Source organism: Georgenia satyanarayanai, from assembly GCF_023715365.1.
Lineage (GTDB): Bacteria > Actinomycetota > Actinomycetes > Actinomycetales > Actinomycetaceae > Oceanitalea > Oceanitalea satyanarayanai_B.
Genome location: NZ_JAMBNZ010000003.1, coordinates 275,260 through 300,132 on the forward strand (window position 1 = coordinate 275,260; position 24,873 = coordinate 300,132).

Sequence of the window (24,873 nt, forward strand, 5' to 3'; positions counted from 1 at the left end):
CCGGGGGCGCAAGAACCACATCGTGTCGGGGTGAGGGGCTCAGGCTTCCCAGGCGTGGCGGAGCGGCGAGGAGTCGAGGTCCTCGAGGATCGCGGCGACCGAGCGGTAGACCGCCACGGCCCCGGCCTCGCGCAGCTCGCCCTCGCTGACCCCGCCGGTGAGCACACCGATGCAGGGCACGCCTGCCCGGGCGGCAGCCTTGACGTCCCACACGGTGTCACCGACGAAGACGGCCCGCTCGGCGGGGACGTCGACGGCGCCGAGGGCCGTGTGGACGAGGTCCGGGTCGGGCTTGGCCTCCTCGACGTCCTGCGCGGAGGTGATGGCGTCGACGTCGTCGGACACCTGGAGGACCTTCTCGAGGATCTCCAGCTCGGCGGGCGCGGCGGAGGTGGCGAGGACGACCTTCGCCCCGCGCTCCTTGAGGGCAGCGACGAGCTCGACGACGCCCTCGAAGCGGTGCACCTCGTCCGCGGCCTGCGCGTAGTACTCGGTGTGCTTCTCCTTGGCGGCCTCCCCCAGCTCCTCGACACGGTCCCCGAGCAGCTCGGCGAGGAGCAGCTCCCCACCCATGCCGATGGACCGGTGGATGCGCCACGCGTCGACCGGGTGCCCGACCTCACGAAAGGCCCGCGCCCAGGTGAAGGTGTGGACGTAGTTGGAGTCGGCCAGGGTGCCGTCGATGTCGAGCAGGACGGCACCGGGAGCGTCAGTAGGCATGGTCCCGTTGGTACCGCAGCCGGGGGCCCGCCGCATCCGCTCGGCTACTCCTCCGTCTCGCCGGCGGCGTCCAGGCGCGTGCTCATGTCGCTGTACCAGGCCAGGGCGTCCATGCCCTCCAGGCCCAGCTCGGTGGCAACGGCGAGGAGCACCTGCTCCCGCTCGGCCTCGAGCGCGTCACCGAGGGTGACGTCGGGACCGGCGAGCGCCTGCTGCAGCCGCCGGGCGAACCACTCGGCCACCTCCACCGCGACCGGCGAGGCGTGCTGCGCGGCCATGTGCTCGCCCTCGACGAACACGAGCTCGACCGCCTGTACGGCCCGCCGCATGAGCTCGTAGTCCTCCAGCCGGGCGCGCAGGTCCTCCGACACCTCCTGCAGCGCCCGCGCGCGGCTCTCGGCGCGCACGTGGTCGAGCAGGCCGGCGAGGTCACCCTCGGGCGGCAGGCCGAGCCGCAGCTGCGCCCGGCGCACCTCCCCCAGACCCGGGATCGCGGCGACGGCGGCGTCGAACACCGGCACGACGGCCTCGACGGCGGCGCGGGCGCGCGTGAGGTAGACCTCCCGGACGCCCTCGGTCAGCCGGTCCCAGGTGTCACTGCCGGCCGCCTCCCGCAGGGCCAGGCGCCGCGCGGCCTCGGGGACGGCCTGCTCGACGACGTCGGCGAGCATCGCCGCCGGCTCGTCGGCGCGGTCCTCGCGCGGCTCGGCCGCGAGCTCGGCGCGCAGTCGGTCGCGCTCCTCGCGCAACCAGTGGATCTGGCGCTGCGCCGCGGACAGGGCGCGCGCCAGCTCGACCTCGACCGAGCCCGCCGGCTCGGCGAGGAGCTCCTCCTTCTCGGGTACGCCGTCGTCGACCGCCACGGCTCCCACGCTAGCGGCCCCGATGGTCCACCTGGCGGGCCGGGGCGGCGAGTCGCGCCTCCTCTTGGGCCGACCGCCGGTCACCGATACTGTGCGAGGCAGCGTCGACGGCGCTGCCCCGGCAGGGGAGCCGGGGTCACGACACCCAAGGGGGCTCCCGTGATCGAAGGTTGGACTCAGACATTGGGGGCCGGGCCGCTGCTGCTCGTCGCAGCCGGCGCGATCGCCCTCATCCTCGTCCTCGTCATCGTCTTCAAGCTGCACGCGTTCCTCACGCTCATCCTCGTCTCGCTCCTGACGGCGTTCATCACGGGGATCCCGGCGGGTGAGATCGTGCCGGCGCTCGTGACGAGCTTCGGCGGCACCCTGGGCAACGTCGCCCTCCTCATCGCGCTGGGGGCCATGCTCGGCAAGCTCATCGAGCACAGCGGTGGCGCGCGCGTGCTCTCGGAGAAGATGGTCAGCGTCTTCGGGGAGAAGCGAGCGCCGCTCGGGCTGGGCGTCGCGTCACTCGCCTTCGGCTTCCCGATCTTCTTCGACGCCGGCCTCATCGTCATGCTGCCGATCATCTTCGCCGTCGCCCGCCGGCTGGGGAACAACGTCCTGCTGTACGGCATCCCCGCCGCGACCGCCTTCTCGGTCATGCACGTCTTCGTGCCCCCGCACCCGGGTCCGGTGGCCGCCTCCGAGCTCTACGGTGCCGACGTCGGCCTCGTGCTCGTCGTCGCCATCGTGCTCGCCTTCCCGGTCTGGTACCTCGCCGGCTACCTCTGGGGCACCTTCGTCGGCAAGCGGTTCATCCTCCCCGTGCCCGCGCTCTTCGGCACCGACGACGACACCCAGGTCAACCCGCCCAGCGTCGCGACCGTCGTCGGGATCCTGCTCCTGCCCCTCGTCCTCATCTTCTTCAACACCGGCCTTGACTTCCTCGGCACCGCCGACGTCGTCGACGAGTCCGAGACCTGGGTCCAGGTCCTCTCGTCCGTCGGCACGGCCCCCGTGGCGCTGCTCATCTCCGTGATCGTCGCCCTCTTCGTGCTCGGCCACCGCCGCGGCGAGAACGGCACGGCCCTGGAGAAGATCGTCGACTCGGCGCTCGGCCCGGTCGCCTCCGTCATCCTCATCACCGGCGCCGGTGGCATGTTCGGCGGGATCCTGCGCCTGTCCGGCATCGGTGACGCCCTCGCCGACGTGCTGGGCGACACCGGCATCCCGGTCATCCTCGCCGTGTGGCTCATCGCCGTCATCCTGCGCGTCGCGCAGGGCTCGGCGACGGTCGCGCTCGTCACCGCGGCGGGCCTCATGGCGCCCGCCGTCCTCGCGGGCGGCTTCAGCGAGATGCAGATCGTCGCGATCACGCTGGCGACGGCGGCCGGCTCGGTCTTCGCCAGCCACGTCAACGACTCCGGGTTCTGGCTCGTCGGGCGGCTCATGGGGATGGACGTCAAGACGACCCTCAAGACGTGGACGGTCCAGCAGACCCTCCAGTCCGTCGTCGGCTTCCTCTTCGCCCTCGCCGTCTTCGCGATCTTCTAGGGCTCGCCATGAGCAGCTCCCTGTTCGACATCACCGGCCGGCTCGCGCTCGTCACCGGCTCCTCCCGCGGCCTGGGCCTCGCGCTGGCCACCGGCCTGGCCGCGCACGGGGCCCGGGTGGTCCTGCACGGGCGCAACCACGAGGCGCTGGCCCGTGCCCGCCAGCAGGTCGCCACCGCCGGGGACGCTGCCGAGGTGCCGGCCGTCAGCTTCGACGTCACCGACCCCGCCGCCGTGCGGGAAGGTGTCAGCGCGCTCGTGGCCGAGCACGGTGTGCCCGACATCCTCGTCAACAACGCCGGGATCCAGCGCCGAGCGCCGTTCAACGACTTCGACCCGGACGACTGGGACGACATCGTCGCCGCGAACCTCAGCAGCGCGTTCTACGTCTCCCAGCAGGTGACCCGCGGGATGGCCGAGCGCGGCTCGGGCAAGGTCGTCAACATCGGCTCGGTCCAGTCCCAGCTCGCCCGGCAGACCATCGCGCCCTACTCGGCGACGAAGGGCGGGCTCGTCATGCTCACCAAGGGCATGGCGGCCGACCTCGCCCGCTTCGACATCCAGGTCAACGCCATCTCCCCCGGCTACTTCGCCACCGAGATGAACCGGGCGCTCGTCGAGGACGAGGACTTCACCCGCTGGGTCGTGGACCGCACACCGGCCCGCCGCTGGGGCCGCGTCGAGGAGCTCGTCGGGACCCTCGTCTACCTGTGCTCGGACGCCGCGAGCTTCGTCTCGGGCCAGAACGTCTTTGTCGACGGCGGCATGACCGCCGTCGTCTAGGAGGGAGTCTCGTGCGCGCGATCGTCATCAGGGGCAGGGAGGACCTCAAGCTCGTCGAGGTCCCCACGCCTCAGCCCGGTCCCGGGGAGGTCCGCCTGCGGATGGCCTACGCCGGCATCTGCGGCTCGGACCTCCACTACTACTACGACGGCGCGAACGGGGCCTTCGTCGTGCGCGAGCCCCTCGTGCCGGGCCACGAGGTCTCCGGGACCGTGGACCTCGACCCCGCCGGCGAGCTCTCCCCGGGCACGCCGGTCACCGTCCACCCCGCGACCTTCGGCGAGGTGCGGCCCGGCGTGGAGGACCGCCCGCACCTGTGGCCGGGCGGCGCCTACCTCGGCAGCGCCTCGACCTGGCCGCATACCCAGGGCGGGATGAGCGAGTACCTCCTCGTCGACCGGTCGATGGTGCGGCTCCTGCCCGCGTCGCTGCCGCTGCGGCGCGCGGCGCTGGCCGAGCCGCTCGCCGTCGGGATGCACGGGATCGCGCTGGCCGGCGGCGTCGCGGGCCAGCGGGTCCTCGTCACCGGCGCCGGACCGATCGGGCTGCTCACCGCTGCCGCGGCCCTCGCCGGGGGCGCCGCCGAGGTGACGGCCACCGACGTGCTGCCCGGGCCGCTGGGGCGCGCCCGGTCACTCGGCGTGCACGCCACCGTCGACGTGAGCCGGGAGGAGGTGCCGGCGGAGGCCTACGACGTCGTCCTCGAGTGCTCGGGCGTGCCCGCGTCGATCAACGCGGCCTTCCGCGCGGCCCGCCGGGCCGGGGTGCACGTCCAGCTGGGGATGGTGCCGGACGAGCCGAAGGGCCTCAACCTCGCGCCGGTCATCTCCAAGGAGCTCACCGTCCACGGCTCCTTCCGCTTCCGGGACGAGATCGACGCCGCGGTCGCGCTGCTCGACGCGCAGCCCGGCATCGAGCAGGTCGTCACCCACGAGCTGCCCGCCGACCAGGCGCTGGAGGCCTTCGCCGTCGCCCGCGACTCCGAGGCGTCCGGCAAGGTGCTCGTCACGCTGTGGCCCGAGTAGCGTGCGGGGTGGCACGGGTCACGTGATAGGACAGGTCCGTGAGCGACACTCCCTTCCACGACCTCGACGACTACATCGCCCTGCCCCGCCTCGGCGGGCTGGCGATCTCCCCCGACGGGCAGCGCCTCGTCACCACGGTGAGCGCCCTCAACGAGGACCGCACGACGTACCAGCCGGCCCTGTGGGAGGTGGACCCGGCCGGCGAGCGCCCGGCCCGCCGTCTCACCCACGGCCCGAGCGGGGAGTCCCAGCCGACCTTCACCGCCGGCGGTGACCTCCTCTTCGTCGCCAAGCGCGGCACCGACGACGACGCGCGTCCCGCCGTGTGGTCCCTGCCCGCCGCGGGCGGCGAGGCGAGCATGGTCGCCGCACATCCCGGCGGGGTCTCGGGCGTGAGCGCGGCCGCGCGGGCCGCCGTCGTCGTCGTCATGGCCGACGCGCTGCCCTCCGCCGGGGACGTCGACGAGGACCACCGCCTGCGCAAGGAGCGCAGCGAGCGCAAGGTGAGCGCGATCCTCCACAGCGCCTACCCGGTGCGGTACTGGGACCACGACCTCGGCCCGGACCTGCCGCGGCTCTACTCGGCCGAGCCCACCGACGCGGACCCCGCGAAGGACGCCGCGCCCCGCGGCAGCCACGCACTGCGCGAGCTCACCCCCGCCGCGGGCGCCGCGCTCACCGAGGCGTCCACGGACCTCGCGGTAGACGGCAGCTTCCTCGTCACGACGTGGAACGTGCCCGTGGCGCGCGGCGCCGTGCGCACCCAGCTGTGCCGCGTGGACCTTCCCGACGGCGCGCGCACCGTCCTCGTCGACGACACCGAGGCGGAGGTGGGCGGCCCGCGGGTCAGCCCCGACGGCCGGCTCGTCGCCTACGTGCGCGAGACGCTCAGCACCGCCGAGCAGGCGCCGCGGATGTGGGTCGAGGTCGTCGACGCGGTCGGGGGCGAGTCCCGCGCCCTCACCCGCGAGTGGGACCGCTGGCCCGCGCAGCTGCGCTGGCTGCCCGACTCCTCCGGCCTGCTCGTCGTCGCCGACGACGACGGCCGCTCGCGCCTCTTCCACGTCGCCCTGGACACCGGTGCCGTCACCCGGCTCACCGACGAGGGCGCGCTCAGCGACGTCGTCGTCGCCCCGGACGGGACGGCCGCCTACGCGTTGCGCGCCTCCTACGAGTACCCCGCCGAGGTCGTGCGCATCGACCTGGGCGACCTCACCGGCGAGGCGGAGGTGACGGCGCTGCGCGGTCCCGCCGAGCGTCCCGCACTGCCCGGCACGCTCACCGAGGTGGAGACCACCGCCGCCGACGGCACGCGGGTGCGGGCCTGGCTCGCCCTGCCCGAGGGCGCGAGCGCGGACGCCCCGGCGCCCCTGCTGCTGTGGATCCACGGCGGGCCACTGGGCTCGTGGAACTCGTGGTCGTGGCGGTGGAACCCGTGGATCATGGTCGCCCGCGGCTACGCCGTGCTGCTGCCGGACCCGGCGCTGTCGACCGGCTACGGGCAGGACTTCGTCCAGCGCGGCTGGGGCGCGTGGGGCGAGGCGCCCTACACCGACCTCATGGCGGTCACCGACGCCGTGGAGGAGCGCGCGGACGTCGACGCCTCCCGCACCGCCGCGATGGGCGGCTCCTTCGGCGGGTACATGGCCAACTGGGTGGCCGGGCACACCGACCGCTTCCGCGCCGTCGTCACCCACGCGAGCCTGTGGGCGCTGGACGCCTTCGGCCCGACGACGGACGCCGCCTGGTACTGGGGCCGGGAGATGTCCCCGGAGATGGCGCTGGCCAACTCCCCGCACCTGCACGTGGGCAGCATCCGCACCCCCATGCTCGTCATCCACGGGGACAAGGACTACCGCGTGCCGATCGGCGAGGGCCTGCGGCTCTGGTACGAGCTGCTCTCCCGGTCCGGGCTCCCGGCGGACGAGGACGGCGCGAGCCCGCACCGATTCCTCTACTTCCCCGACGAGAACCACTGGATCCTCACGCCCCAGAACGCCAAGGTCTGGTACGAGGTCAACCTCGCCTTCCTCGCCGAGCACGTCCTCGGTGCGGAGCCGGGGCACCTGCCGCGCACCCTGGGCTGAGGCGCACCCCCGTAAGGTGGGGGCGTGAGTACCGACGACGACCTGGGCGCCGCACTGCGCTTCCTCACCTCCCTGCTGGACGGTGCGCACCGGGCGACGCCGGACGAGCTCATCGGCGCCGTCTCCCGGGCAGGACTCACGATGGGCTGGGAGGTCGACATCCACCTCGTCACCTTCGACCAGCTCCGGCTCGTCCCCCTCACACCCGAGCGGGAGGAGCTGGGCCTGGACACCCCCGCCGGTGAGGCGTTCCGCACCATGCGCGCGGTCCACGACGGCGACACCTCCTGGGTGCCGCTCGTGGACGGTGTCGAGCGGCTGGGCGCGCTGCGTGCCGTCGCCCTGACGCCCGACCGTCGCCCGTCCGAGCACCCCGAGACGCTGCGCTGGGCGTCGATACTCATCGGTCACCTCGTCGCCGTCGTCACGCCCTACGGGGACGTCATCACCCGGGTCCGCGGCGGCGCGAACCGCACCGTGGAGGCCGAGCTGCTGTGGAACCTCCTGCCGCCGCTCACCTACGCGACCAACGACGTCGTCATCGCCGGGCTCCTGGAGCCGAGCGAGAAGGTAGCCGGGGACGCCTTCGACTACGCCGTCGAGGACGGCTGCGCCGACATCGCGCTCTTCGACGGGACGGGCCACGACCTCAGCTCCGGCCTGCTCACCTCGGTGGCGCTGGCCACCTACCGCAACCAGCGGCGTCGCGGCGCAGACCTCATCGACTGCGCCCGGGAGATCGACCGCGTCCTGCTCGAGCACACCGACGCCGCCGGGTACGCCACCGGGGTGCTGGCCCGGCTCGACATCGTCACCGGCGTCCTCGACTACCTCAACGCCGGGCACCCTCACCCTCTCCTCGTGCGCGACGGGACGGTGCACGAGGCGCTCGACCACTCCGGGCGTCCCCTCTTCGGCCTCGGCGGCCGGGAGGCGACGGCCGGCCGGCTCCAGCTCGAGCCCGGCGACCGGGTGCTTCTGTACACCGACGGCATCACCGAGGCACGCGACTCCGACGGCACGTTCTTCGGGGTGCCACGTCTCGTGGCACTGCTCGAGGAGCACGGGGGCACGCCCGCGCCCGAGACGCTGCGCCTCGTCGTGCGCGACGTCCTCGCCCACCAGCGCGGCGTTCTCCAGGACGACGCGACCCTGCTCCTGCTCGAGTGGTCCCCCGGCGGCGGTCTGGACCTCCTGCCCGTCTAGGACGTGCGCCCTGGACGGGCGGCCGTCCCGACCACGACGACGGTGCGATGGGGACCTGGGTCAGCTCCAGACGAGGCCCATGTCGGGGTTCTCCAGGAGGCGGGCCACGTCCGCCAGCACTCGCGCACCGAGCTCGCCGTCGACGAGCCGGTGGTCGAAGGACAGCGCGAGCTGGGTGACCCAGCGCGGCTTCACCTTGCCCTTGTGGACCCACGGCTGCTTGCGGATCGCCCCGAAGGCCAGGATCGCCGACTCCCCCGGGTTGAGGATCGGGGTGCCGGTGTCGATCCCGAAGACGCCGACGTTCGTGATCGTCACGGTGCCGTCGGTCATGTCCTGCGGGGTCGTGCGCCCGGCCCGCGCGGTGGCGGTGAGCCCCGCGATCGCCGTCGCCAGCTCGTGCAGGTCCAGGCGGTGGGCGTCCTTGATGTTGGGCACCACGAGGCCACGGGGCGTGGCCGCGGCGATGCCGAGGTTGATGTAGTGCTTGTAGACGATCTCCTGGCTCTCGTCGTCCCACGAGGCGTTGATCTCCGGGTGGCGGCGCACCGCGAGGAGCAGCGCCTTGGCGGCGAGGAGGAGCGGGGTGACTCGGACGTCAGCGAAGGCGCGGTCCTCCTTGAGCCTCGCGACGAGCGTCATCGAGCGGCTGACGTCGACCGTGTGGAACACCGTGACGTGCGGGGCGGTGAAGGCCGAGCTCACCATCGCCTCGGCGGTGCGGCGGCGCACCGAGCGCACCGGCACGCGGGTCTGGCGCCCGTTGGCGGACACGACGCCGTCGGCGAGCCACGGCTTGTCGTCGTCCGGGTAGGTCGCCAGCTCCTGCGCCTCCGAGCGCTTGGTGTGGGCGAGGACGTCCTCGCGGGTGACGATCCCGCCGGGGCCCGTCGCCGCGACGGCGGTGAGGTCGACGCCGAGGTCCTTGGCGAGCTTGCGCACCGGCGGCTTGGCCAGCACCGCGGGCGAGACGGCCGCGCGGCTCGCCGCGGGCGTGCCCTGGCCGCGGTCGGGACGCGCGGCGGGCGCGGTCGCGGCGGGCGGGGCCTGCGGGGCGGGGACGCCCGGGGCGGCCGCGGGGTCCTGGGCCGCCGGCTCTGCGGCGGGGGCGGAGCGGCGGCGACGGCGGGTGGTGGAGCCCTCCTTCGTCCCCGAGCCCACGAGCACGTCACCGCTCGCCGACGACGCGGCGGGAGCGCCGTCGTCGGCGGCCGCACCGCCGGGGTCGACGTCGATGACGACGATCGGCGTGCCCACCGGCACGGTCTCGCCCTCGCGGACGAGGAGCTCGGTGACGACGCCCGCCCACGGGACCGGCAGCTCGACGAGGGACTTGGCCGTCTCGATCTCGACGATCACGTGGTTGACGTCGACGGTGTCGCCGACGGCGACCCGCCACTCGGCGACGTCGGCCTCGGTGAGGCCCTCACCGACGTCGGGCAGCTTGAACTGCTGGTACTTCGGCACCGGTCCTCCTAGTACGCCAGGGCGCGGTCGACGGCGTCGAGCACCCGGTCGAGCCCGGGGAGGAACTCCTCCTCGTGCGCCGACGCCGGGTAGGGCGTGTGGAAGCCGCCGACGCGGAGCACCGGTGCCTGGAGGCTGTAGAAGCACTCCTCGGTGACGCGGGCGGCCAGCTCGGCGCCGGGGCCGAGGAAGGTCGTGGCCTCGTGGGCGACGACGAGGCGGCCGGTGCGGCGCACCGACTCGGCGACGGTGGGGACGTCGAGCGGGGACAGCGAGCGCAGGTCGAGGACCTCGAGCTGCTGCCCGTCGGTCGCCGCCACGTCCGCGGCCCGGAGCAGGGTCTTGACGGTGGGGCCGTAGCCGACGAGCGTCGCGTCCCGGCCCGCGCGCACCACCCGGGCGCCGTGCAGGCCGGTCGTGATGCCGGCGGCGCTGAGGTCGACGGGTGCCTCGACGTCGACGTCCTCCCGGTCCCAGTACCGGGCCTTGGGCTCGAAGAAGAGGACGGGGTCCGGCGAGGCGATGGCCTGCTGGATCATCGTGAAGGCATCGGCGGCCGTGGCGGGCGCGACGACCCGCAGCCCGGGGGTGTGCGCGAAGAGCGCCTCGGGGGACTCGCTGTGGTGCTCGATGGAGCCGATCCCGCCGCCGAAGGGCACCCGGATGACGACCGGCACCTCGACCCGGCCGCTCGACCGGTAGCGGAGCTTGGCCAGCTGCGTGGTGATCTGGTCGAAGCCGGGGAAGATGAAGCCGTCGAACTGGATCTCGCAGACGGGCCGGTAGCCGGCCATCGCCAGGCCGATCGCCGTGCCGACGATGCCGGACTCGGCGAGCGGCGTGTCGACGACGCGCTGGGAGCCGAACTCCGCCTGCAATCCGTCGGTCACGCGGAACACCCCGCCCAGGGCGCCGATGTCCTCGCCCATGAGCATGACCGTCGAGTCACGCCGCATGGCCGCGCGCAGCCCCGCGTTGACGGCCTTGGCGAGCGGGAGCGGGGTGGCGGTCGTCGTCGCCGTCATCGGTCGGCCTCCGCGAAGGACTGCTGGTAGTCGGTGAACCAGGCGCGATCGGCCTCGACCTGCGGATGGGGGGCGCCGTAGACGTGGTCGAACATCGTCTCCGGGCCGGAGGGAGTGAGCGCGCGGCAGTACTCGCGGGTCGACTCTCCGAGCTCGTCGGCCGCGACCGCGACCTCGGTGAGGAAGTCCTCGTCCGCGTGGCCCTGCTCGGTGAGGTAGGTGCGCAGGCGGGCGATCGGGTCGCGCTCGCGCCAGTAGTCCTCCTCCGCGCTCGTGCGGTAGCGCGTGGGGTCGTCGGCGGTCGTGTGCGCGCCCATCCGGTAGGTGTAGGCCTCGATGAGGGTGGGCCCGCCGCCGCTGCGCGCGCGCTCGAGGGCCTCGGCGGTGACGGCGTAGCTGGCGAGGACGTCGTTGCCGTCGACACGCACGGAGGGGATGCCGACGCCGGTGCCGCGGCGGGCGAGCGGGACGGTGGTCTGGCCGCTCGCGGGCACGGAGATCGCCCACTGGTTGTTCTGGCAGACGAAGACGACCGGTGCCTTCGTCACGGCCGCGAAGACCATGGCCTCGTGGACATCACCCTGGGAGGTGGCGCCGTCGCCGAAGTAGACGACGACGGCGCGGTCCCGCTCGGGATCCCCGGTGCCGACGTCGCCGTCGCGCTGGGCACCCATGGCGTAGCCGGTCGCGTGGAGCGTGTGGGAGCCGATGACGAAGGTGTAGAGGTGGAAGTTGTGGGTGGCCGGGTCCCAGCCACCGTGCTCGACGCCGCGGAAGACCCGCAGCAGCTCGCGCATGTCCATGCCGCGCGCGTGGGCGACGGCGTGCTCCCGGTAGGAGGGAAAGGCGAAGTCCTGCGAGCGCATGGCTCGGCCGGAGCCCACCTGCGCAGCCTCCTGGCCCAGGCTGGGGGGCCACAGGCTGAGCTCACCCTGACGCTGGAGCGCGGTGGCCTCCGCGTCGAAGCGGCGGGCCAGCACCATGTCGCGGTAGAGCCCCCGCAGCTCGGCGGGGCCCAGCCCGGCGACCCACCGGTCGTAACGGCTGTGGTCGAGGCGACGACCCTCCGGGTCGAGAAGCTGGACGAGCGTGTCGGGATCTGCCGGGCTGCTCGCCTCAGGCCGCGGTGTCAGTGTGTCCATGGTGGTGACCACCTCCATCGGTCCTGCCTCCTCTGCGCCGGGGGTCGGCCCCGAACCTACGCCAGCGTAGGCTACGGAACCGTAACTTACGCTTGTAGGGGGTCTACAGAACCCCGGCTCGGCGGTTGTGCGCGGCCCGCGAGGCCGCTGCCGAGGACGATAACGGTTGAGCACCGGACGTCCGGCAGCTGCCGGACGTCGCAGCGACTGAGGACCGACGGCGGTCGTTCAGCCTGGGCGCGCTCATTGGTCTCATCGCCTGGCGTGACCGCCGCAGACGGCACCACCAGGGGATCGCCCACCTGGACGTGCTTCGCCGGTCAGCCGTCGAAGCGAACGAATGCTCGCAGGGAGCCAGCGCCGTGGTCTCGGGTTTCCTCGTACCCCAGGGACTCGTAGAAGGCGCGTTGCCCGGGCTCGTCATCGGTCAGCAGGACCTTCTGGCGAACCGAGCCGTACGGTTCTAAGGCGGCGAGGACAAGGGCGCGACCCACACCGGCCCGCTGGGCGTCAGGGTGAACGAGTACGTCTTGCAGGTAGCAAATGGTGGCTCCGTCAGAGATCACTCGCGCCAGCCCGATGAGGCGCCCATCGCGCCGAGCCGCCACGACGTGTGACGAGCCGGCCAGAGCTGCCTCGAGTGTCACGACATCGTCGGCGTACGTCGTCCAGCCAACCTCGCGGTAGAGCGCTTCGACCTCGTCCATGCTGAGCGCCGGCGATGCTTCCACGGTGTTCCCTGCGGTGTGCATGTCGACCACAGTAGAGGGCGTGAGCCGTCCACCGATGCCCGACGTCGAACCGCGCCACAAAGGGGATCCACGACCGCACACTGCTGTAGTCATCGGTGAGTGGTTGTATTACGATGTGTGCGTGGACAGGTTCGACGTCGATCGGCTCGATGACGACTGGCCGCTCGAGATCGATCGGCAGGCCAGTCACCTCTTCAAGCATCCCCACCTGGGGTTGGATGACGTCAACGATGTCTGGACCAGCGAGCCCTTGTTCTATCCAGCCAAGCCACCTGCCCACTGGCTCATGGTCGCCGAGGTCTTCGGGCAAGTTCTGACTGTGCCGCTTGCGCCATCGCACACCGGTGACCCCAGCAATGCCGTCCCATCGGTTGCTACATCGCGGCCGACCACCTCGCCCGCCGGTACCGGGAGGACCGATGACGAACAGGAACATGACCCCCGAGCAGGAGAACGCCTTTTACGCCGACCCGGACAATCAGGCGCCTCAAGGGCCACCGGTTCGCCGTCGGGCCAAGCTGAGCCAGCCTGTGCCGGTGAGGTTTCCAGAGGACCTTCTGAACGAAGTCCGAAGTCGTGCCGCCGCAGATGACCGCTCGGTCTCCAACTGGATCCGACGGGCGGTCGAGCACGAACTCGCTCGCGGCGCCAACTGATCCCCGCTGTGGGATCGACGCACGGCGAGCCCCGGTGGACGATCCTTCACCGGGCCGGCAGCAGACCGGAGGAACAGGCGTCGCGTTGGGGTACACCCTGCGCGACAGATGTGTTGAGCGGCAATTTCGTGATCGCTGAAAGCCGTACCTGCAAGGATAACCGGCGGACACGCCGTGAAGCAGCCCCGCTTAACGCACGCTGAGGTCTTGTGGTGCACGCCGCCTTGCGCTTGCCCGCGGTGTCGGCGCGACGCCCGACCAAGGCGCTGCCAGACTGGCGCGATGGTGGACGACGGCGACATTCCTCCGGGCGGCCAGCCGCCCCTGCCGTCGTCGCAGACGTGGTACCCGCCCCGTCAGATGCGCTGGTTGCCCGCCGCCGCCGTCGTCATCGCCGTACTGGCCGCTGCCATGGCCGTGTGGCACCTCGTCAGCAGCGAGAAGGACACCGGTGAACGAGTCGTCAACGTCGTCGTCTACGTCCTCATGGCCGTGACTTTCGCGGGCATGGCCTGGTCCCACCGTGAGTCCTCGGCCACTGCAGACAGCGAGGGGCTAAGCACGCGCATCGGGCGGGTCAGCGAGACTTACCCGTGGCAGGACATCGTCGAGATCCGCCCGAGCATCGCACGCGGAACGCGACACACCATGCTTGTGCTCGTCCTCGCTGATGATCATCGCACGATCGACCTTCCGGTGACCGAGGAGCACCTCGGCGAGCTGCGAGGCTGGCATGCGGCCGAGCTCGGGCGCGGTTGAGCCATTGGCGAGAGGCTGGGCGGTGGCGATGTGACGGCCGAGTCCGACTGTCGCTCTGGGGTGCACCCCACGCAACGGTCCGCGGACGGGTAGACCGCTGTTGCACCAAGTCCACTCTCAAGCACCGCAACACGCACCGGACGGTCCGTCCGACGTTGTTGCACGATGCTTAGACCCATTGCCGCGGATGTGGCAAGGCGAACCCGGCGCGGTGCCCGTGCGCAGGTCTCAGCAGCCGCGCTGACGACATCCCGCGGGGGATCCCCACCCGGCGACGCCGCCCCCCCGGCAGTGTCGTTCTGCTCGTCCTGCGGCACGTTCCTCTTACGGGAAGTCTTCAACGCGTCTCGCGTCAGAACGCGACGACCGCTCCTTGTGGGGTCTGGGAGGCGTCGGTGTCCGGCTCGGCGGCCTGGCCGAGGGCGGCGAGGTAGCGCTCGGCGTCCAGTGCGGCCGCGCACCCGGTGCCGGCGGCGGTGATGGCCTGGCGGTAGGTGTGGTCCACGGCGTCCCCGCACGCGAACACCCCCGGGAGGGTCGTGGCCGTGGATGGCGAGGTGACGACGATGTAGCCGTTCTCGTCGAGGTCGACCTGCCCGGCGAGCATGTTCGTGCGCGGCATGTACCCGATGGCGACGAACACCCCGGTGGCGTCCAGCTGGCGCTCCTGGCCGGTGAGGGTGTCGCGCAGGGTGATGCCGGTGACCTTGTCGGTGCCGTGGATCGCGGTGACCTCGCTGTTCCAGGCGAAGTCGATCTTCGGGTTGGCCATGGCGCGGTCGGCCATGATCTTGGAGGCGCGCAGTTCCTCGCGGCGGTGGACGACGGTGACCTTGGAGGCGAATTTGGTGAGGAAGGTGGCCTCCTCCATCGCGGAGTCACCGCCGCCGACGACGATGATGTGCTGCTCGCGGAAGAAGAACCCGTCGCAGGTGGCGCAGTAGGACACTCCGCGGCCGGTCATCTCGCTCTCGCCGTCCAGGCCGAGCTCCTTGTAGGCCGAGCCGTTGGCCAGGATCACCGCCCGGGCCCGGTAGATGTGACCCTCGGCGGTGGTCACGGTCTTGACATGGGCGGCGAGGTCGACGGAGGTGGCGTCGTCGTAGATGACGGTGGCGCCGAACTTCTCGGCCTGGGCCTGTATCTTGTCCATGAGCTCGGGGCCCATGACGCCCTCGGGGAACCCTGGGAAGTTCTCTACCTCGGTCGTGTTCATCAGCGCTCCACCGGCCGTGACGGCGCCGGCGATGATGACCGGGGCGAGGTTCGCGCGGGCGGCGTAGATCGCCGCGGTGTAGCCCGCCGGACCGGAACCGACGATGACCACTTCGTGCACGCGACCGGAGTCGGTCTGCTTGGCGGCGGGGGTGAGGCTGCTCAGCTCGATCATCGGGGGTCAGGCCTTCGCGGGGAGGAGCTCGGCCAGTAGGCCCTCGATGCGGCCGCGGATGTCGTCGCGGACCTGGCGGACGGTCTCGATGCCTTGGCCGGCGGGGTCGGTCAGCTCCCAGTCCTCGTAGCGCACACCGGGGAAGTAGGGACAGACGTCCCCGCAGCCCATGGTGATGACGACGTCGGAGGCTTCCACGGCGTCGGGGGTGAGGATCTTGGGCTTGTTGGCGGTGATGTCGATGCCGACTTCCTTCATCGCCTCGACGGCGACGGGGTTGATCTGGTCGGCTGGGGCGGACCCGGCGGAGCGGACCTCGACCTGCCCCTGGGACAGGGCGGTCATGAAGCCGGCGGCCATCTGGGAACGGCCGGCGTTGTGGACGCAGACGAACATGACGCTGGGACGCTGGGACACGGGGGTCTCCTTCAGTGGGTGGGGGTCAGGCGGGGGGCCAGGGTGGTGACCCGGCGGGTGAGGTCGGCCAGTGCCTCGTCGAAGGCCTCGGCGTCACCGGCGGCGACCGGGTCGGGCACCGACCAGTGGATGTCGATCGGGGTGGTGAGCTCCTCGTGGGCGCGGTCGCACACGCTGATGACCAGGTCACCCAAGCTCAGCACGCCGTCGACGTGCTGGGGGGCCACGCGCGGCAGGTCCAGGCGGTGGCGGCGGGCCACCTCGAGGGCGACCGGGTGAATCGCCTCGGCGGGGTGGGTGCCGGCCGAGGTGACGGGCACCGCACTAGCGCGGCGCCACAGCGCCGCGGCCAGGTGGGAGCGGGCGGAGTTGCGGGTGCAGACGAACACGACGCGGGCCACCGCGCGCTGGTCGCGCGGGGTGATGTGGTCCAGGGCGCCGGGCACGAGCTGGACGTAGTTCCGGCGCCGGTCGGCCTCGGACCTCTTGCGGCTCACGATGCCCTCGCGCTCCAGGACACCCAGGTGGTGGGCCACCAGGTTCGACGGCGCGCCCAGGATCTCGGCGAGCTCGGAGGGGGAGGCGTCCCCCAGGCTCAGCACATCGACGATCCGCAGCCGGGCGGGGTCGGCCAGCGCGGCGTGCAGCCGCGCCCGCCCCTCCACGTCACTCCAGTCAGCGTTCATTGACTCAATGATGACTGACTGATTCGCGATTGTCTAGCCCCGGTGCGGCTCAGGGGCCGAGGAGGGTGAGCCAGCCGGCCAGGGCGAGCAGCGTGACCGCGAGGACGGGGATGGTGAGGACGATGCCGACCTTGAAGTAGGTGCCCCAGCCGATTTGCATGCCCTTGCGGTCCAGGACCGAGAGCCACAGGAGGGTGGCGAGTGACCCTATGGGGGTGATCTTGGGGCCGAGGTCGGCGCCGATGACGGCGGCGTAGGCCATCATCTGCTCGGTGAGCCCGCTGGTTGCGGCGGCCTCGATGCCCAGGGCGGCGATGAGGGTGGTGGGCATGTTGTTCATCACCGAGGACATCCCCGCCACCAGGAAGCCGGTGCCGGCCGCGGTGGCCAGGCCCCCGTGCTCGGCGATGCCCGCGAGGACCTGACCGAGGTAGTCGGTCAGGCCCTCGTTGCGCAGGCCGTAGACCACCAGGTACATGCCCAGGCTGAACAGCACGATCTGCCACGGCGCGGACCTCACCACCGACCACACCGCGATCGTCGGCTCCGAGGTGGTGATGGTCCCCGCCGGTGCGGGGGTGGTCCTGCCGCCAGGAGCAGAGGTGGTGCCGGGCGAGGGCCGGCCACCACCACCGCGCACCGGGACCGTCACCAGGTCGTCGTCGGTGGCGGCGGGACGGATCTGGGCGCGCCGGAAGAGCGGGCGCGGGCGGCGGGCGGCGATGAGCGCCAGGACGACGGCACACAGGGCGGCCACGGCGGCCACGGGGATCCCGATGGCGTCGGCGGCGAAGTAGCCGACCAGCAGCGCGCCCAGGACGACGACGCCCGCGCGGAACGTCGTCGGGTCGGTCACCGCCTCGGGCGGGCGACGCAGCGCCGTCACGTCGTAGCGGCCGGGGATGGACTTGCGGAAGAACAGCCGCAGCACCACCAGGCTCGCGCCCAACGAGACCAGCGCCACGGGCACCATGACCAGGGCGTAGCGGGCGAAGCCGATGCCGAAGAAGTCGGCGATGACGATGTTGACGAGGTTGGACACCACGAACGGCAGGCTGGTGGTGTCGGCGATGAAGCCGGTGGCGATGACCAGCCCGAAGGCCACCGCCGGGAAGAACCGCAGCGCCAGGATCATCTGGAAGACGATCGGGGTCATCACCAGGGCCGCGCCGTCGTTGGCGAACAGCGCCGCCACCGCCGCCCCGAGGACGACGATGAGGTTGAACAGGGCGCTGCCGTTGCCGCGCGCCCAGCGTGCCACGTGCAGGGCGGCCCACTCGAAGAAGCCGGCCTCGTCCAGGATCGAGCAGATGATGATGACCGCGACGAAGGTCAGCGTCGCGTTCCACACGATGTCCCACACCACCGGGATGTCACCGAGCTGGACCACCCCGGCGATGAGCGCGACCGCCGCGCCGCCCAGCGCGCTCCACCCGATACCGAGGCCCTTGGGCTGCCAGATCACCAGGACCAGGGTGGCGAGGAAGATCCCCACGGCTAGCAGCACGGCGCACCCCCGACCGCAAAGCGGGAGGTCCCGGCCGGCTGGGCGCCGGGTGCCTCATGTCGAGAGTCGAGTGCGGGTGTCACCGTCTGGTGTCCTTCCGTCGCGCGGGCGAGCCCTGCCCTCAGGGGGAGGGCAGGGCTCGACCTGTGATCGTTAAGTTCGTTCAAAGGGCGGTGCGGCCGTGGGCGAAGCCGGTGGGGAAGCCGATGAGCGCGGGCTCGGCCGGCGCCCCGCAGCAGTCACCGGCCGCCTCCGGGGCGATGCTCAGGCTGCCGTCGGCCTCCACCACCGGGGTCGCGGTGGAGCACACCCCGGTCTCGGGCAGTGCCAGCTCCAGCGTGGACGCGGCGGCGCTGTCCCCGGCGAGCTGGGCGACGATCGATCGCACCTGCTCATACCCGGTGGCCAGCAGGAACGTGGGGGCGCGGCCGTAGGACTTCATGCCCGCGATGTAGAAGTCGGGCTCCGGGTGGGCCAGCACGTCCGCGCCGTGCGCGGGAACCGTCCCACAGGAGTGGAACTCCGGGTCGATGAGCGGAGCGAGCCGGCTCGGTGCCTCGACTCCCGGGTCCAGGTCCAGGCGCAGCTCACGCAGCATCGCCAGGTCCGGGCGGAAGCCCGTCGCGCCCGCGACGGCGTCCACCGCCAGTCGGCACTCACCCTCGCGCGTGGTGAGTGTCAGCTCCAGCCGGTCCCCGACCGGCCGCATCGCGGTGATCGTGGCCGACGCCATGAGCTCGACCTCACCGGCCTCCACCGCCCGCCGCAGCTGGGAGCCGAGCATGCCGCGGGCCGGCAGCCCATCGGCGTCACCGCCGCCGTAGGCCCGCTCGACCGAGGAGCCCCGCACCAGCCAGGTCACCCGGGTGCCCGGCTCGGCGCGACGCAGCTGGGCCAGGGACAGCAGCGTGTTCGCCGCCGAGTGCCCGGCGCCCACGACCACGACGTGCTTGCCGGCCGCCCTCTCCCGGTCCCGCCCGAGCACGTCGGGCAGTGGGCCGAGGAGGAAGGAGGCGGCGTCGGTCTCGCCCAGGGCGGGCAGCCCGGCCGTGCCCAGCGGGTTGGTCTGGGACCAGGTGCCCGAGGCGTCGATCACGGCCCGGGCCCGGTAGTCCACCACCTCGCCGTCGACCGTGGCGCGCACAAGGAACGGGCGCTCGGCGCGGCCGCGGCCGTGGGTCTTGTCCAGGCCATCGCGGCTCACCGCCACCACCCGTGCCCCTGTCACGATCCGCCCCTGCAGGGCGGCCGTTCGGGCCAGCGGCTCGAGGTAGTCACTGACCAGCTCGCCACCGGTGGGCAGGCGCTTGGGGGCCGGCTCCTGCCAGCCCGCCTCCTCCAGCAGGCGGCGCGCGGCGGCGTCGACGTTGAACTGCCACGGCGAGAACAGCCGAACGTGGGCCCACTGCCGCACCGCCGCGGCCACCGAGTCCCCGGCCTCCAGCACCAGCGGCTCCAGGCCCCGCTCGACCAGATGGGCGGCGGACGCCAGGCCCACCGGGCCGGCGCCGATCACGATCACAGGCAGCGACGTCGTTGTAGTCGAGGACATGGCTGGTCCTTCCCCAGAGGGCACGCCTCGCGCCCTCACATTGATGGTTATCGATGAGACCAGCGCAGCATGGCAGATCGTATCGACAGACGTCAATGTGTAGGGAATGATGGTGTCATGACGGCGATCCAGGGCACACCCGAGCTTGAGGCAGCCTGCTGCGCCCCGCTCATCCGCGAACCCCTCGCGGATGCTGAGGCCCGCGATCTCGCGACGATGTTCAAGGCGCTGGCCGACCCTGCTCGCCTGCGTCTGCTCTCCCTCATCGCCTCTCACCAGGGGGGCGAGGCGTGCGTATGCGACCTCACCGAGCCGGTCGATCTGTCCCAGCCGACCGTCTCTCACCATCTGAAAATCCTCACCGACGCCGGGCTACTCACTCGCGACAAGCGCGGCAAGTGGGCCTACTACGCCGTCGTCCCCGACGCCCTCGACGCCCTCGGCGAGATCCTTCGGGTCGAACACCAAGGCAACCGTCCCACCAGCTGCTGCTAACGACGCTCCGTCCCGGTGAAGGATCCTTCACCGGGATGGAGGCAGGCAGCAGACCGGAGGAGCAAGCGTCGTGTTGGGGTACACCCTGCGCAACAGATCTGTGGCGAGATGTCTTGGATCTCAATGCAGTGGTCCGGGCGGCTTTGGGCGTCGCTAGCAGCAGCTGGCGGGGCCGCTGGCCTGGTGTTCGACGCGGAGGACCTCGCCGAGGGTGTCGAGGGCCTGGGGGACGACGGCGTAGTAGGCCCACTTGCCGCGCTTGTCTCGGGTGAGCAGCCCGGCGTCGGTGAGGATCTTGAGGTGGTGGGAGACGGTGGGCTGGGACAGGTCAACTGGCTCGGTGAGGTCGCAGACGCATGCCTCCCCTCCTTGGTGGGAGGCGATGATGGAGAGCAGGCGCAGGCGGGCGGGGTCGGCCAGGGCCTTGAACATCGTTGCGAGGTCGCGCGCCTGGCCGTCCGCGAGGGGCTCGCGGATGAGCGGGGCGCAGCAGACCGCCTCAAGCTCGGGAGTGTCCTGGATCGCCGTCATGACACCATCATCCCCCACAGATTGACGTCTGTCGATACGATCTGCCATGCTGCGCGGGTCTCATCGAGAACCATCAATGTGAGAGTGCCTGTCGTGCTCTCTGGGGAGGGACCAGCTATGTCCTCGGCTACAACGATGTCGTTGCCGGTGATCGTGATCGGCGCTGGCCCGGTGGGCCTGGCGGCCGCTGCTCACCTCGTGGAGCGAGGCCTGGAGCCTCTCGTGCTGGAGGCCGGGGACTCGGTGGGCGCGGCGGTGCGGCAGTGGGCCCATGTTCGGCTGTTCTCGCCGTGGCAGTTCAACGTCGACGGCGCCGCGCGCCGCCTGCTGGAGGCGGAGGGCTGGCAGGAGCCGGGCGCCAAGCGCCTGCCGACCGGTGGTGAGCTCCTCAGCGACTACCTCGAGCCGCTGGCCGGCACGGCCGCCCTGCAGGGGCGGATCGTGACCGGGGCGCGGGTGATGGCAGTGAGCCGAGACGGCATGGACAAGACCCACGGCCGCGGCCGCGCCGAGCGCCCGTTCCTGGTGCGCGCCACGGTCGACGGCGAGGTGGTGGACTACCGGGCCCGGGCCGTGATCGACGCCTCGGGCACCTGGTCCCAGACCAACCCGCTGGGCACGGCCGGACTGCCAGCACCGGGCGAGGCCGAGGCCGCCGCCTTCCTCCTCGGCCCGCTACCCGACGTGCTCGGGCGGGACCGGGAGCGGGCGGCCGGCAAGCACGTCGTGGTCGTGGGCGCCGGGCACTCGGCGGCGAACACGCTGCTGTCCCTGGCCCAGCTGCGTCGCGCCGAGCCGGGCACCCGGGTGACCTGGTTGGTGCGGGGCGCCTCGGTCGAGCGGGCCTACGGCGGCGGTGACGCCGATGGGCTGCCGGCCCGCGGCATGCTCGGCTCCCAGCTACGGCGCGCGGTGGAGGCGGGCGAGGTCGAGCTCATGACGTCGGCCACGATCACCGCCATGCACCCGGCCGGGGACCGCCTGGAGCTGACGCTCGCCACGCCCGAGGGTGAGCGCCGCCTGGTGGTGGACGGGGTCGCGGGCGCGACGGGGTTCCGGCCGGACCTGGCGATGCTGCGCGAGCTGCGCCTGGAGCTCGACCCGGGAGTCGAGGCACCCAGCCGCCTCGCCCCGCTCATCGACCCGGAGTTCCACTCCTGTGGGACGGTTCCCGCCCATGGCGCGGACGTGCTGGCCCACCCGGAGCCCGACTTCTACATCGCCGGCATGAAGTCCTACGGCCGCGCCCCCACGTTCCTACTGGCTACCGGGTATGAGCAAGTCCGCTCGATCGTCGCCCAGCTGGCCGGCGACACGGCCGCCGCGACGACGCTCGAGCTCGAGTTGCCCGAGACCGGGGTGTGCTCCACCGCGACCCCGGTGGTGGAGGCCGACGGGAGCCTGAGCATCGCCCCGGACGCGGCCAGTGACTGCTGCGCCGCGCCGGAGCCCCAGCTCATCGGGTTCCCTACCGGCTTCGCCCACGGCCGCACCGCCCTCTGACCCACCGCAACCCCCAGGCTGAGCCCTGCCCTCACCCGCGAGCACAGGACTCAGCCGCGCGACGGAAGGACACCAGACGGTGACACCCGCACTCGACCCTCGTCATGAGGCCCCCGGCGCCCAGCCGCTCGGGACCTACCCCTTCGCGGTCGGCGGTGCGCCGTGCTGCTAGCCGTGGGGATATTCCTCGCCACCCTGGTCCTGGTGATCTGGCAGCCCAAGGGGCTGGGCATCGGGTGGAGCGCGCTGGGCGGTGCCGCGGTCGCGCTGGTCGCCGGGGTGGTGCACCTGAGCGACGTCCCGGTGGTGTGGGACATCGTGCGGAACGCGACGCTGACGTTCGTCGCGGTCATCATCATCTGCTCGATCCTGGATGAGGCCGGCTTCTTCGAGTGGGCGGCCCTGCACGTCGCGCGCTGGGCGCGCGGCAACGGCAGCGCCCTGTTCAACCTCATCGTCGTGCTCGGCGCGGCGGTCGCTGCGCTCTTCGCCAACGATGGCGCGGCCCTGGTAATGACCCCGATCGTGTTCCAGATGATCCTGGCGCTGAGGTTTTCGCCCAAGGTTGCCTTCGGGCTGGTTATCGCCACCGGCTTCATCGCCGACACCACCAGCCTGCCGTTCGTGGTGTCCAACCTCGTCAACATCGTCATCGCCGACTTCTTCGGCATCGGCTTCGCCCGTTACGCGCTGGTCATGGTGCCCGTGGCGCTGGTGTCGTTGGGCGCGAGCCTGGTAGTGCTGCGGCTCTTCTTCCGCAAGTCCATCCCGGGCCGCTACGACGTCACGGCGCTGCGCCGCCCGCCCGAGGCGGTGGTCGACCCGACGACGTTCCGCGCGGGCGTCGTCGTTCTCGTCGCGCTGCTGGTCGGCTACTTCGCCGCCGACGCCATCGGGGTGCCGGTCGCGGTGGTGGCCTCCCTGTGCGCGGCCGTTCTGGCGCTCGTTGCCGCCCGCCGCCCACGCGCACTGTTCCGGCGCCTTGGTGCGCAGATTCGTCCCGCCGCAACGGACGACGACCTGGTGGCGGTCCAGCTGAGCGGTGGTGGCCGGCCTTCGTTCGGCGCCACCTCCTCTCCTGGCGACGGGGTCACGTCCGCCCCGACCGGCACGATCACCACTGCCGAGCCGGCGATCGCGGTGTGGTCGGTGATCAGGTCCGCGCCGTGGCAGATCGTGCTGTTCAGCCTGGGGATGTACCTGGTGGTCTACGGCCTGCGCAACGAAGGCCTGACCGACTACCTCGGCCAGCTCCTCGCGGGCATCGCCGAGCACGGCGGCCTGGCGACCGCGGCCGGGACAGGCTTCCTGGTGGCGGGGATGTCCTCGGTGATGAACAACATGCCCACCACCCTCATCGCCGCCCTGGGCATCGAGGCCGCCGGAACCAGCGGGCTGACCGAGCAGATGATGGCCTACGCCGCCGTCATCGGCGCCGACCTGGGCCCCAAGATCACCCCCATCGGCTCCCTGGCCACCCTGCTGTGGCTCTCGGTCCTGGACCGCAAGGGCATGCACATCGGCTGGGGCACCTACTTCAAGGTCGGCATCGTCCTGACCATCCCCGTCCTGGCCATCACGCTGCTCGCCCTGGCCGGCTGGCTCACCCTCCTGGGCCCCTGAGCCGACCAGGACTAGACAACCATCGGCCAGTCAGTGATCATTGAGTCAATGAACGCTGACTGGAGTGACGTGGAGGGGCGGGCACGTATGCACGCCGCGCTGGCCGATCCCGCCCGTCTGCAGATCGTGGACGTACTGAGCCTGGGGGACGCGTCCCCTTCCGAGCTCGCCGAGATCCTCACCGCGCCGTCGAACCTGGTGGCCCACCACCTGGGCGTGCTCGAGCGCGAGGGCGTCGTGAGCCGCAAGCGGTCCGAGGCGGACCGTCGGCGCAACTACGTCCAGCTCGTGCCCGGCGCCCTGGACCACATCACCCCGCGCGACCAGCGCGCGGTAGCCCGCGTGGTGTTCGTCTGCACCCGCAACTCGGCCCGCTCCCACCTGGCCGCGGCACTGTGGCGCCGCGCTAGTGCGGTGCCCGCTACCTCGGCCGGCACCCACCCCGCCGAGGCGATCCACCCCATCGCCCTCGAGGTGGCCCGCCGCCACCGCCTGGACCTGCCCCGCGTGGCACCCCAGCACGTGAGTGAAGTGCTGAGCATGGGCGACCTGGTCATCAGCGTGTGCGACCGCGCCCACGAGGAGCTCACCACCCCGATCGACATCCACTGGTCGGTACCCGACCCCGTCGCCGCCGGCGACGCCGAGGCCTTCGACGAGGCGCTGGCCGACCTCACCCGCCGGGTCACCACCCTGGCCCCCCGCCTGACCCCCACCCACTGAAGGAGACCCCCGTGTCCCAGCGTCCCAGTGTCATGTTCGTCTGCGTCCACAACGCCGGCCGTTCCCAGATGGCCGCCGGCTTCATGACCGCCCTGTCCCAGGGGCAGGTCGAGGTCCGCTCCGCCGGGTCCGCCCCAGCCGACCAGATCAACCCCGTCGCCGTCGAGGCGATGGCCGAGGTCGGCATCGACATCACCGCCAACAAGCCCAAGATCCTCACCCCCGACGCCGTGGAGGCCTCCGACGTCGTCATCACCATGGGCTGCGGGGACGTCTGCCCCTTCTTCCCGGGTGTGCGCTACGAGGACTGGGAGCTGACCGACCCCGCCGGCCAAGGCATCGAGACCGTCCGCCAGGTCCGCGACGACATCCACGGCCGGATCGAGGGCCTGCTGGCCGAGCTCCTCCCCGCGAAGGCCTGAGCCC

24 protein-coding genes are annotated in these 24,873 nt (G+C 71.9%); 12 read left to right on the top strand and 12 right to left on the bottom strand.

The window, feature by feature from the left end:
- Nucleotides 1-39: 39 nt before the first annotated feature.
- Both M3148_RS05495 and M3148_RS05500 read right to left on the bottom strand, forming a co-directional pair.
- Nucleotides 40-720: an HAD family hydrolase gene (locus M3148_RS05495; protein ID WP_251303680.1), complete on the bottom strand. Its 681-nt coding sequence runs from the start codon at nucleotides 718-720 to the stop codon at nucleotides 40-42.
- Between the two features lie 44 nt (nucleotides 721-764).
- Nucleotides 765-1,583, bottom strand: coding sequence for a hypothetical protein (locus tag M3148_RS05500; protein ID WP_251303681.1), 819 nt, complete (start codon nucleotides 1,581-1,583; stop codon nucleotides 765-767).
- A 162-nt stretch (nucleotides 1,584-1,745) separates the two neighbouring features.
- Between M3148_RS05500 and M3148_RS05505 the strand changes: the two genes are divergently transcribed.
- From M3148_RS05505 to M3148_RS05525, 5 genes are read left to right on the top strand one after another with little or no spacing between them, the layout of a single operon-like run.
- Nucleotides 1,746-3,119 (top strand): GntP family permease, encoded by a 1,374-nt coding sequence (locus M3148_RS05505; protein WP_251303787.1) that lies wholly within the window; start codon nucleotides 1,746-1,748, stop codon nucleotides 3,117-3,119.
- An 8-nt stretch (nucleotides 3,120-3,127) separates the two neighbouring features.
- Nucleotides 3,128-3,901 (top strand): glucose 1-dehydrogenase, encoded by a 774-nt coding sequence (locus M3148_RS05510; RefSeq protein ID WP_251303682.1) that lies wholly within the window; start codon nucleotides 3,128-3,130, stop codon nucleotides 3,899-3,901.
- 11 nt (nucleotides 3,902-3,912) lie between these two features.
- A complete protein-coding gene (locus tag M3148_RS05515) occupies nucleotides 3,913-4,926 on the top strand; it encodes a zinc-binding dehydrogenase (protein ID WP_251303683.1) in 1,014 nt (337 codons plus the stop codon).
- A 38-nt stretch (nucleotides 4,927-4,964) separates the two neighbouring features.
- Nucleotides 4,965-7,013, top strand: a complete 2,049-nt coding sequence (locus M3148_RS05520) for a S9 family peptidase (protein ID WP_251303684.1) — start codon at nucleotides 4,965-4,967, stop codon at nucleotides 7,011-7,013.
- A gap of 24 nt (nucleotides 7,014-7,037) precedes the next feature.
- Nucleotides 7,038-8,219: a PP2C family protein-serine/threonine phosphatase gene (locus M3148_RS05525; protein ID WP_251303685.1), complete on the top strand. Its 1,182-nt coding sequence runs from the start codon at nucleotides 7,038-7,040 to the stop codon at nucleotides 8,217-8,219.
- Nucleotides 8,220-8,279: 60 nt separating this feature from the next.
- Here the strand turns inward: M3148_RS05525 and M3148_RS05530 are convergent, their stop codons facing one another.
- The 4 genes from M3148_RS05530 to M3148_RS05545 all read right to left on the bottom strand — a co-directional run bounded on the left by M3148_RS05530 (nucleotide 8,280) and on the right by M3148_RS05545 (nucleotide 12,605).
- Complete coding sequence (locus tag M3148_RS05530; protein ID WP_251303686.1) at nucleotides 8,280-9,686, bottom strand: dihydrolipoamide acetyltransferase family protein; 1,407 nt, start codon at nucleotides 9,684-9,686, stop codon at nucleotides 8,280-8,282.
- 8 nt (nucleotides 9,687-9,694) lie between these two features.
- Nucleotides 9,695-10,711, bottom strand: coding sequence for an alpha-ketoacid dehydrogenase subunit beta (locus M3148_RS05535; protein WP_251303687.1), 1,017 nt, complete (start codon nucleotides 10,709-10,711; stop codon nucleotides 9,695-9,697).
- On the bottom strand, nucleotides 10,708-11,853 hold the full coding sequence (gene pdhA / locus M3148_RS05540; protein ID WP_251303688.1) for a pyruvate dehydrogenase (acetyl-transferring) E1 component subunit alpha: 1,146 nt from the start codon (nucleotides 11,851-11,853) through the stop codon (nucleotides 10,708-10,710). The genes M3148_RS05535 and pdhA overlap by 4 nt, the downstream gene beginning before the upstream one ends.
- Nucleotides 11,854-12,173: 320 nt before the next feature.
- Entirely contained in the window at nucleotides 12,174-12,605 is a 432-nt protein-coding gene (locus M3148_RS05545) for a GNAT family N-acetyltransferase (protein ID WP_251303689.1), read from the bottom strand.
- A 434-nt stretch (nucleotides 12,606-13,039) separates the two neighbouring features.
- Here M3148_RS05545 and M3148_RS05550 point away from each other — a divergent pair, with 434 nt between their 5' ends.
- Nucleotides 13,040-13,261: a YlcI/YnfO family protein gene (locus M3148_RS05550; protein WP_251303690.1), complete on the top strand. Its 222-nt coding sequence runs from the start codon at nucleotides 13,040-13,042 to the stop codon at nucleotides 13,259-13,261.
- A 282-nt stretch (nucleotides 13,262-13,543) separates the two neighbouring features.
- On the top strand, nucleotides 13,544-14,020 hold the full coding sequence (locus M3148_RS05555; RefSeq protein ID WP_251303691.1) for a hypothetical protein: 477 nt from the start codon (nucleotides 13,544-13,546) through the stop codon (nucleotides 14,018-14,020).
- 352 nt (nucleotides 14,021-14,372) lie between these two features.
- Here M3148_RS05555 and trxB read toward each other — a convergent pair whose 3' ends face one another.
- The 5 genes from trxB to M3148_RS05580 form a co-directional block, all read right to left on the bottom strand.
- Complete coding sequence (gene trxB / locus M3148_RS05560; RefSeq protein ID WP_251303692.1) at nucleotides 14,373-15,410, bottom strand: thioredoxin-disulfide reductase; 1,038 nt, start codon at nucleotides 15,408-15,410, stop codon at nucleotides 14,373-14,375.
- A gap of 6 nt (nucleotides 15,411-15,416) precedes the next feature.
- A complete protein-coding gene (locus tag M3148_RS05565) occupies nucleotides 15,417-15,806 on the bottom strand; it encodes an arsenate reductase ArsC (protein ID WP_110853543.1) in 390 nt (129 codons plus the stop codon).
- A gap of 32 nt (nucleotides 15,807-15,838) precedes the next feature.
- Nucleotides 15,839-16,513, bottom strand: a complete 675-nt coding sequence (locus M3148_RS05570; RefSeq protein WP_251303693.1) for an arsenate reductase/protein-tyrosine-phosphatase family protein — start codon at nucleotides 16,511-16,513, stop codon at nucleotides 15,839-15,841.
- Nucleotides 16,514-16,562: 49 nt separating this feature from the next.
- Nucleotides 16,563-18,020, bottom strand: a complete 1,458-nt coding sequence (locus M3148_RS05575; RefSeq protein ID WP_251303694.1) for an arsenic transporter — start codon at nucleotides 18,018-18,020, stop codon at nucleotides 16,563-16,565.
- 163 nt (nucleotides 18,021-18,183) lie between these two features.
- Entirely contained in the window at nucleotides 18,184-19,572 is a 1,389-nt protein-coding gene (locus tag M3148_RS05580) for an FAD-dependent oxidoreductase (RefSeq protein ID WP_251303695.1), read from the bottom strand.
- 117 nt (nucleotides 19,573-19,689) lie between these two features.
- Here M3148_RS05580 and M3148_RS05585 point away from each other — a divergent pair, with 117 nt between their 5' ends.
- Complete coding sequence (locus tag M3148_RS05585; RefSeq protein WP_251303696.1) at nucleotides 19,690-20,067, top strand: ArsR/SmtB family transcription factor; 378 nt, start codon at nucleotides 19,690-19,692, stop codon at nucleotides 20,065-20,067.
- A 153-nt stretch (nucleotides 20,068-20,220) separates the two neighbouring features.
- Here M3148_RS05585 and M3148_RS05590 read toward each other — a convergent pair whose 3' ends face one another.
- On the bottom strand, nucleotides 20,221-20,598 hold the full coding sequence (locus M3148_RS05590; protein WP_251303697.1) for an ArsR/SmtB family transcription factor: 378 nt from the start codon (nucleotides 20,596-20,598) through the stop codon (nucleotides 20,221-20,223).
- 135 nt (nucleotides 20,599-20,733) lie between these two features.
- On the opposite strand from M3148_RS05590, the gene M3148_RS05595 reads away from it, so the two are divergent.
- From M3148_RS05595 to M3148_RS05610, 4 genes are all read left to right on the top strand, one after another.
- Nucleotides 20,734-22,101 carry an NAD(P)-binding domain-containing protein gene (locus tag M3148_RS05595; RefSeq protein WP_251303698.1) on the top strand — a complete coding sequence of 456 codons (1,368 nt, stop codon included), beginning with the start codon at nucleotides 20,734-20,736 and terminating at the stop codon, nucleotides 22,099-22,101.
- A gap of 174 nt (nucleotides 22,102-22,275) precedes the next feature.
- Nucleotides 22,276-23,724: an arsenic transporter gene (locus M3148_RS05600; RefSeq protein ID WP_440136902.1), complete on the top strand. Its 1,449-nt coding sequence runs from the start codon at nucleotides 22,276-22,278 to the stop codon at nucleotides 23,722-23,724.
- A gap of 48 nt (nucleotides 23,725-23,772) precedes the next feature.
- Nucleotides 23,773-24,447 carry an arsenate reductase/protein-tyrosine-phosphatase family protein gene (locus tag M3148_RS05605; RefSeq protein ID WP_251303700.1) on the top strand — a complete coding sequence of 225 codons (675 nt, stop codon included), beginning with the start codon at nucleotides 23,773-23,775 and terminating at the stop codon, nucleotides 24,445-24,447.
- A gap of 32 nt (nucleotides 24,448-24,479) precedes the next feature.
- Entirely contained in the window at nucleotides 24,480-24,869 is a 390-nt protein-coding gene (locus M3148_RS05610; protein WP_251303788.1) for an arsenate reductase ArsC, read from the top strand.
- Nucleotides 24,870-24,873: the final 4 nt, after the last annotated feature.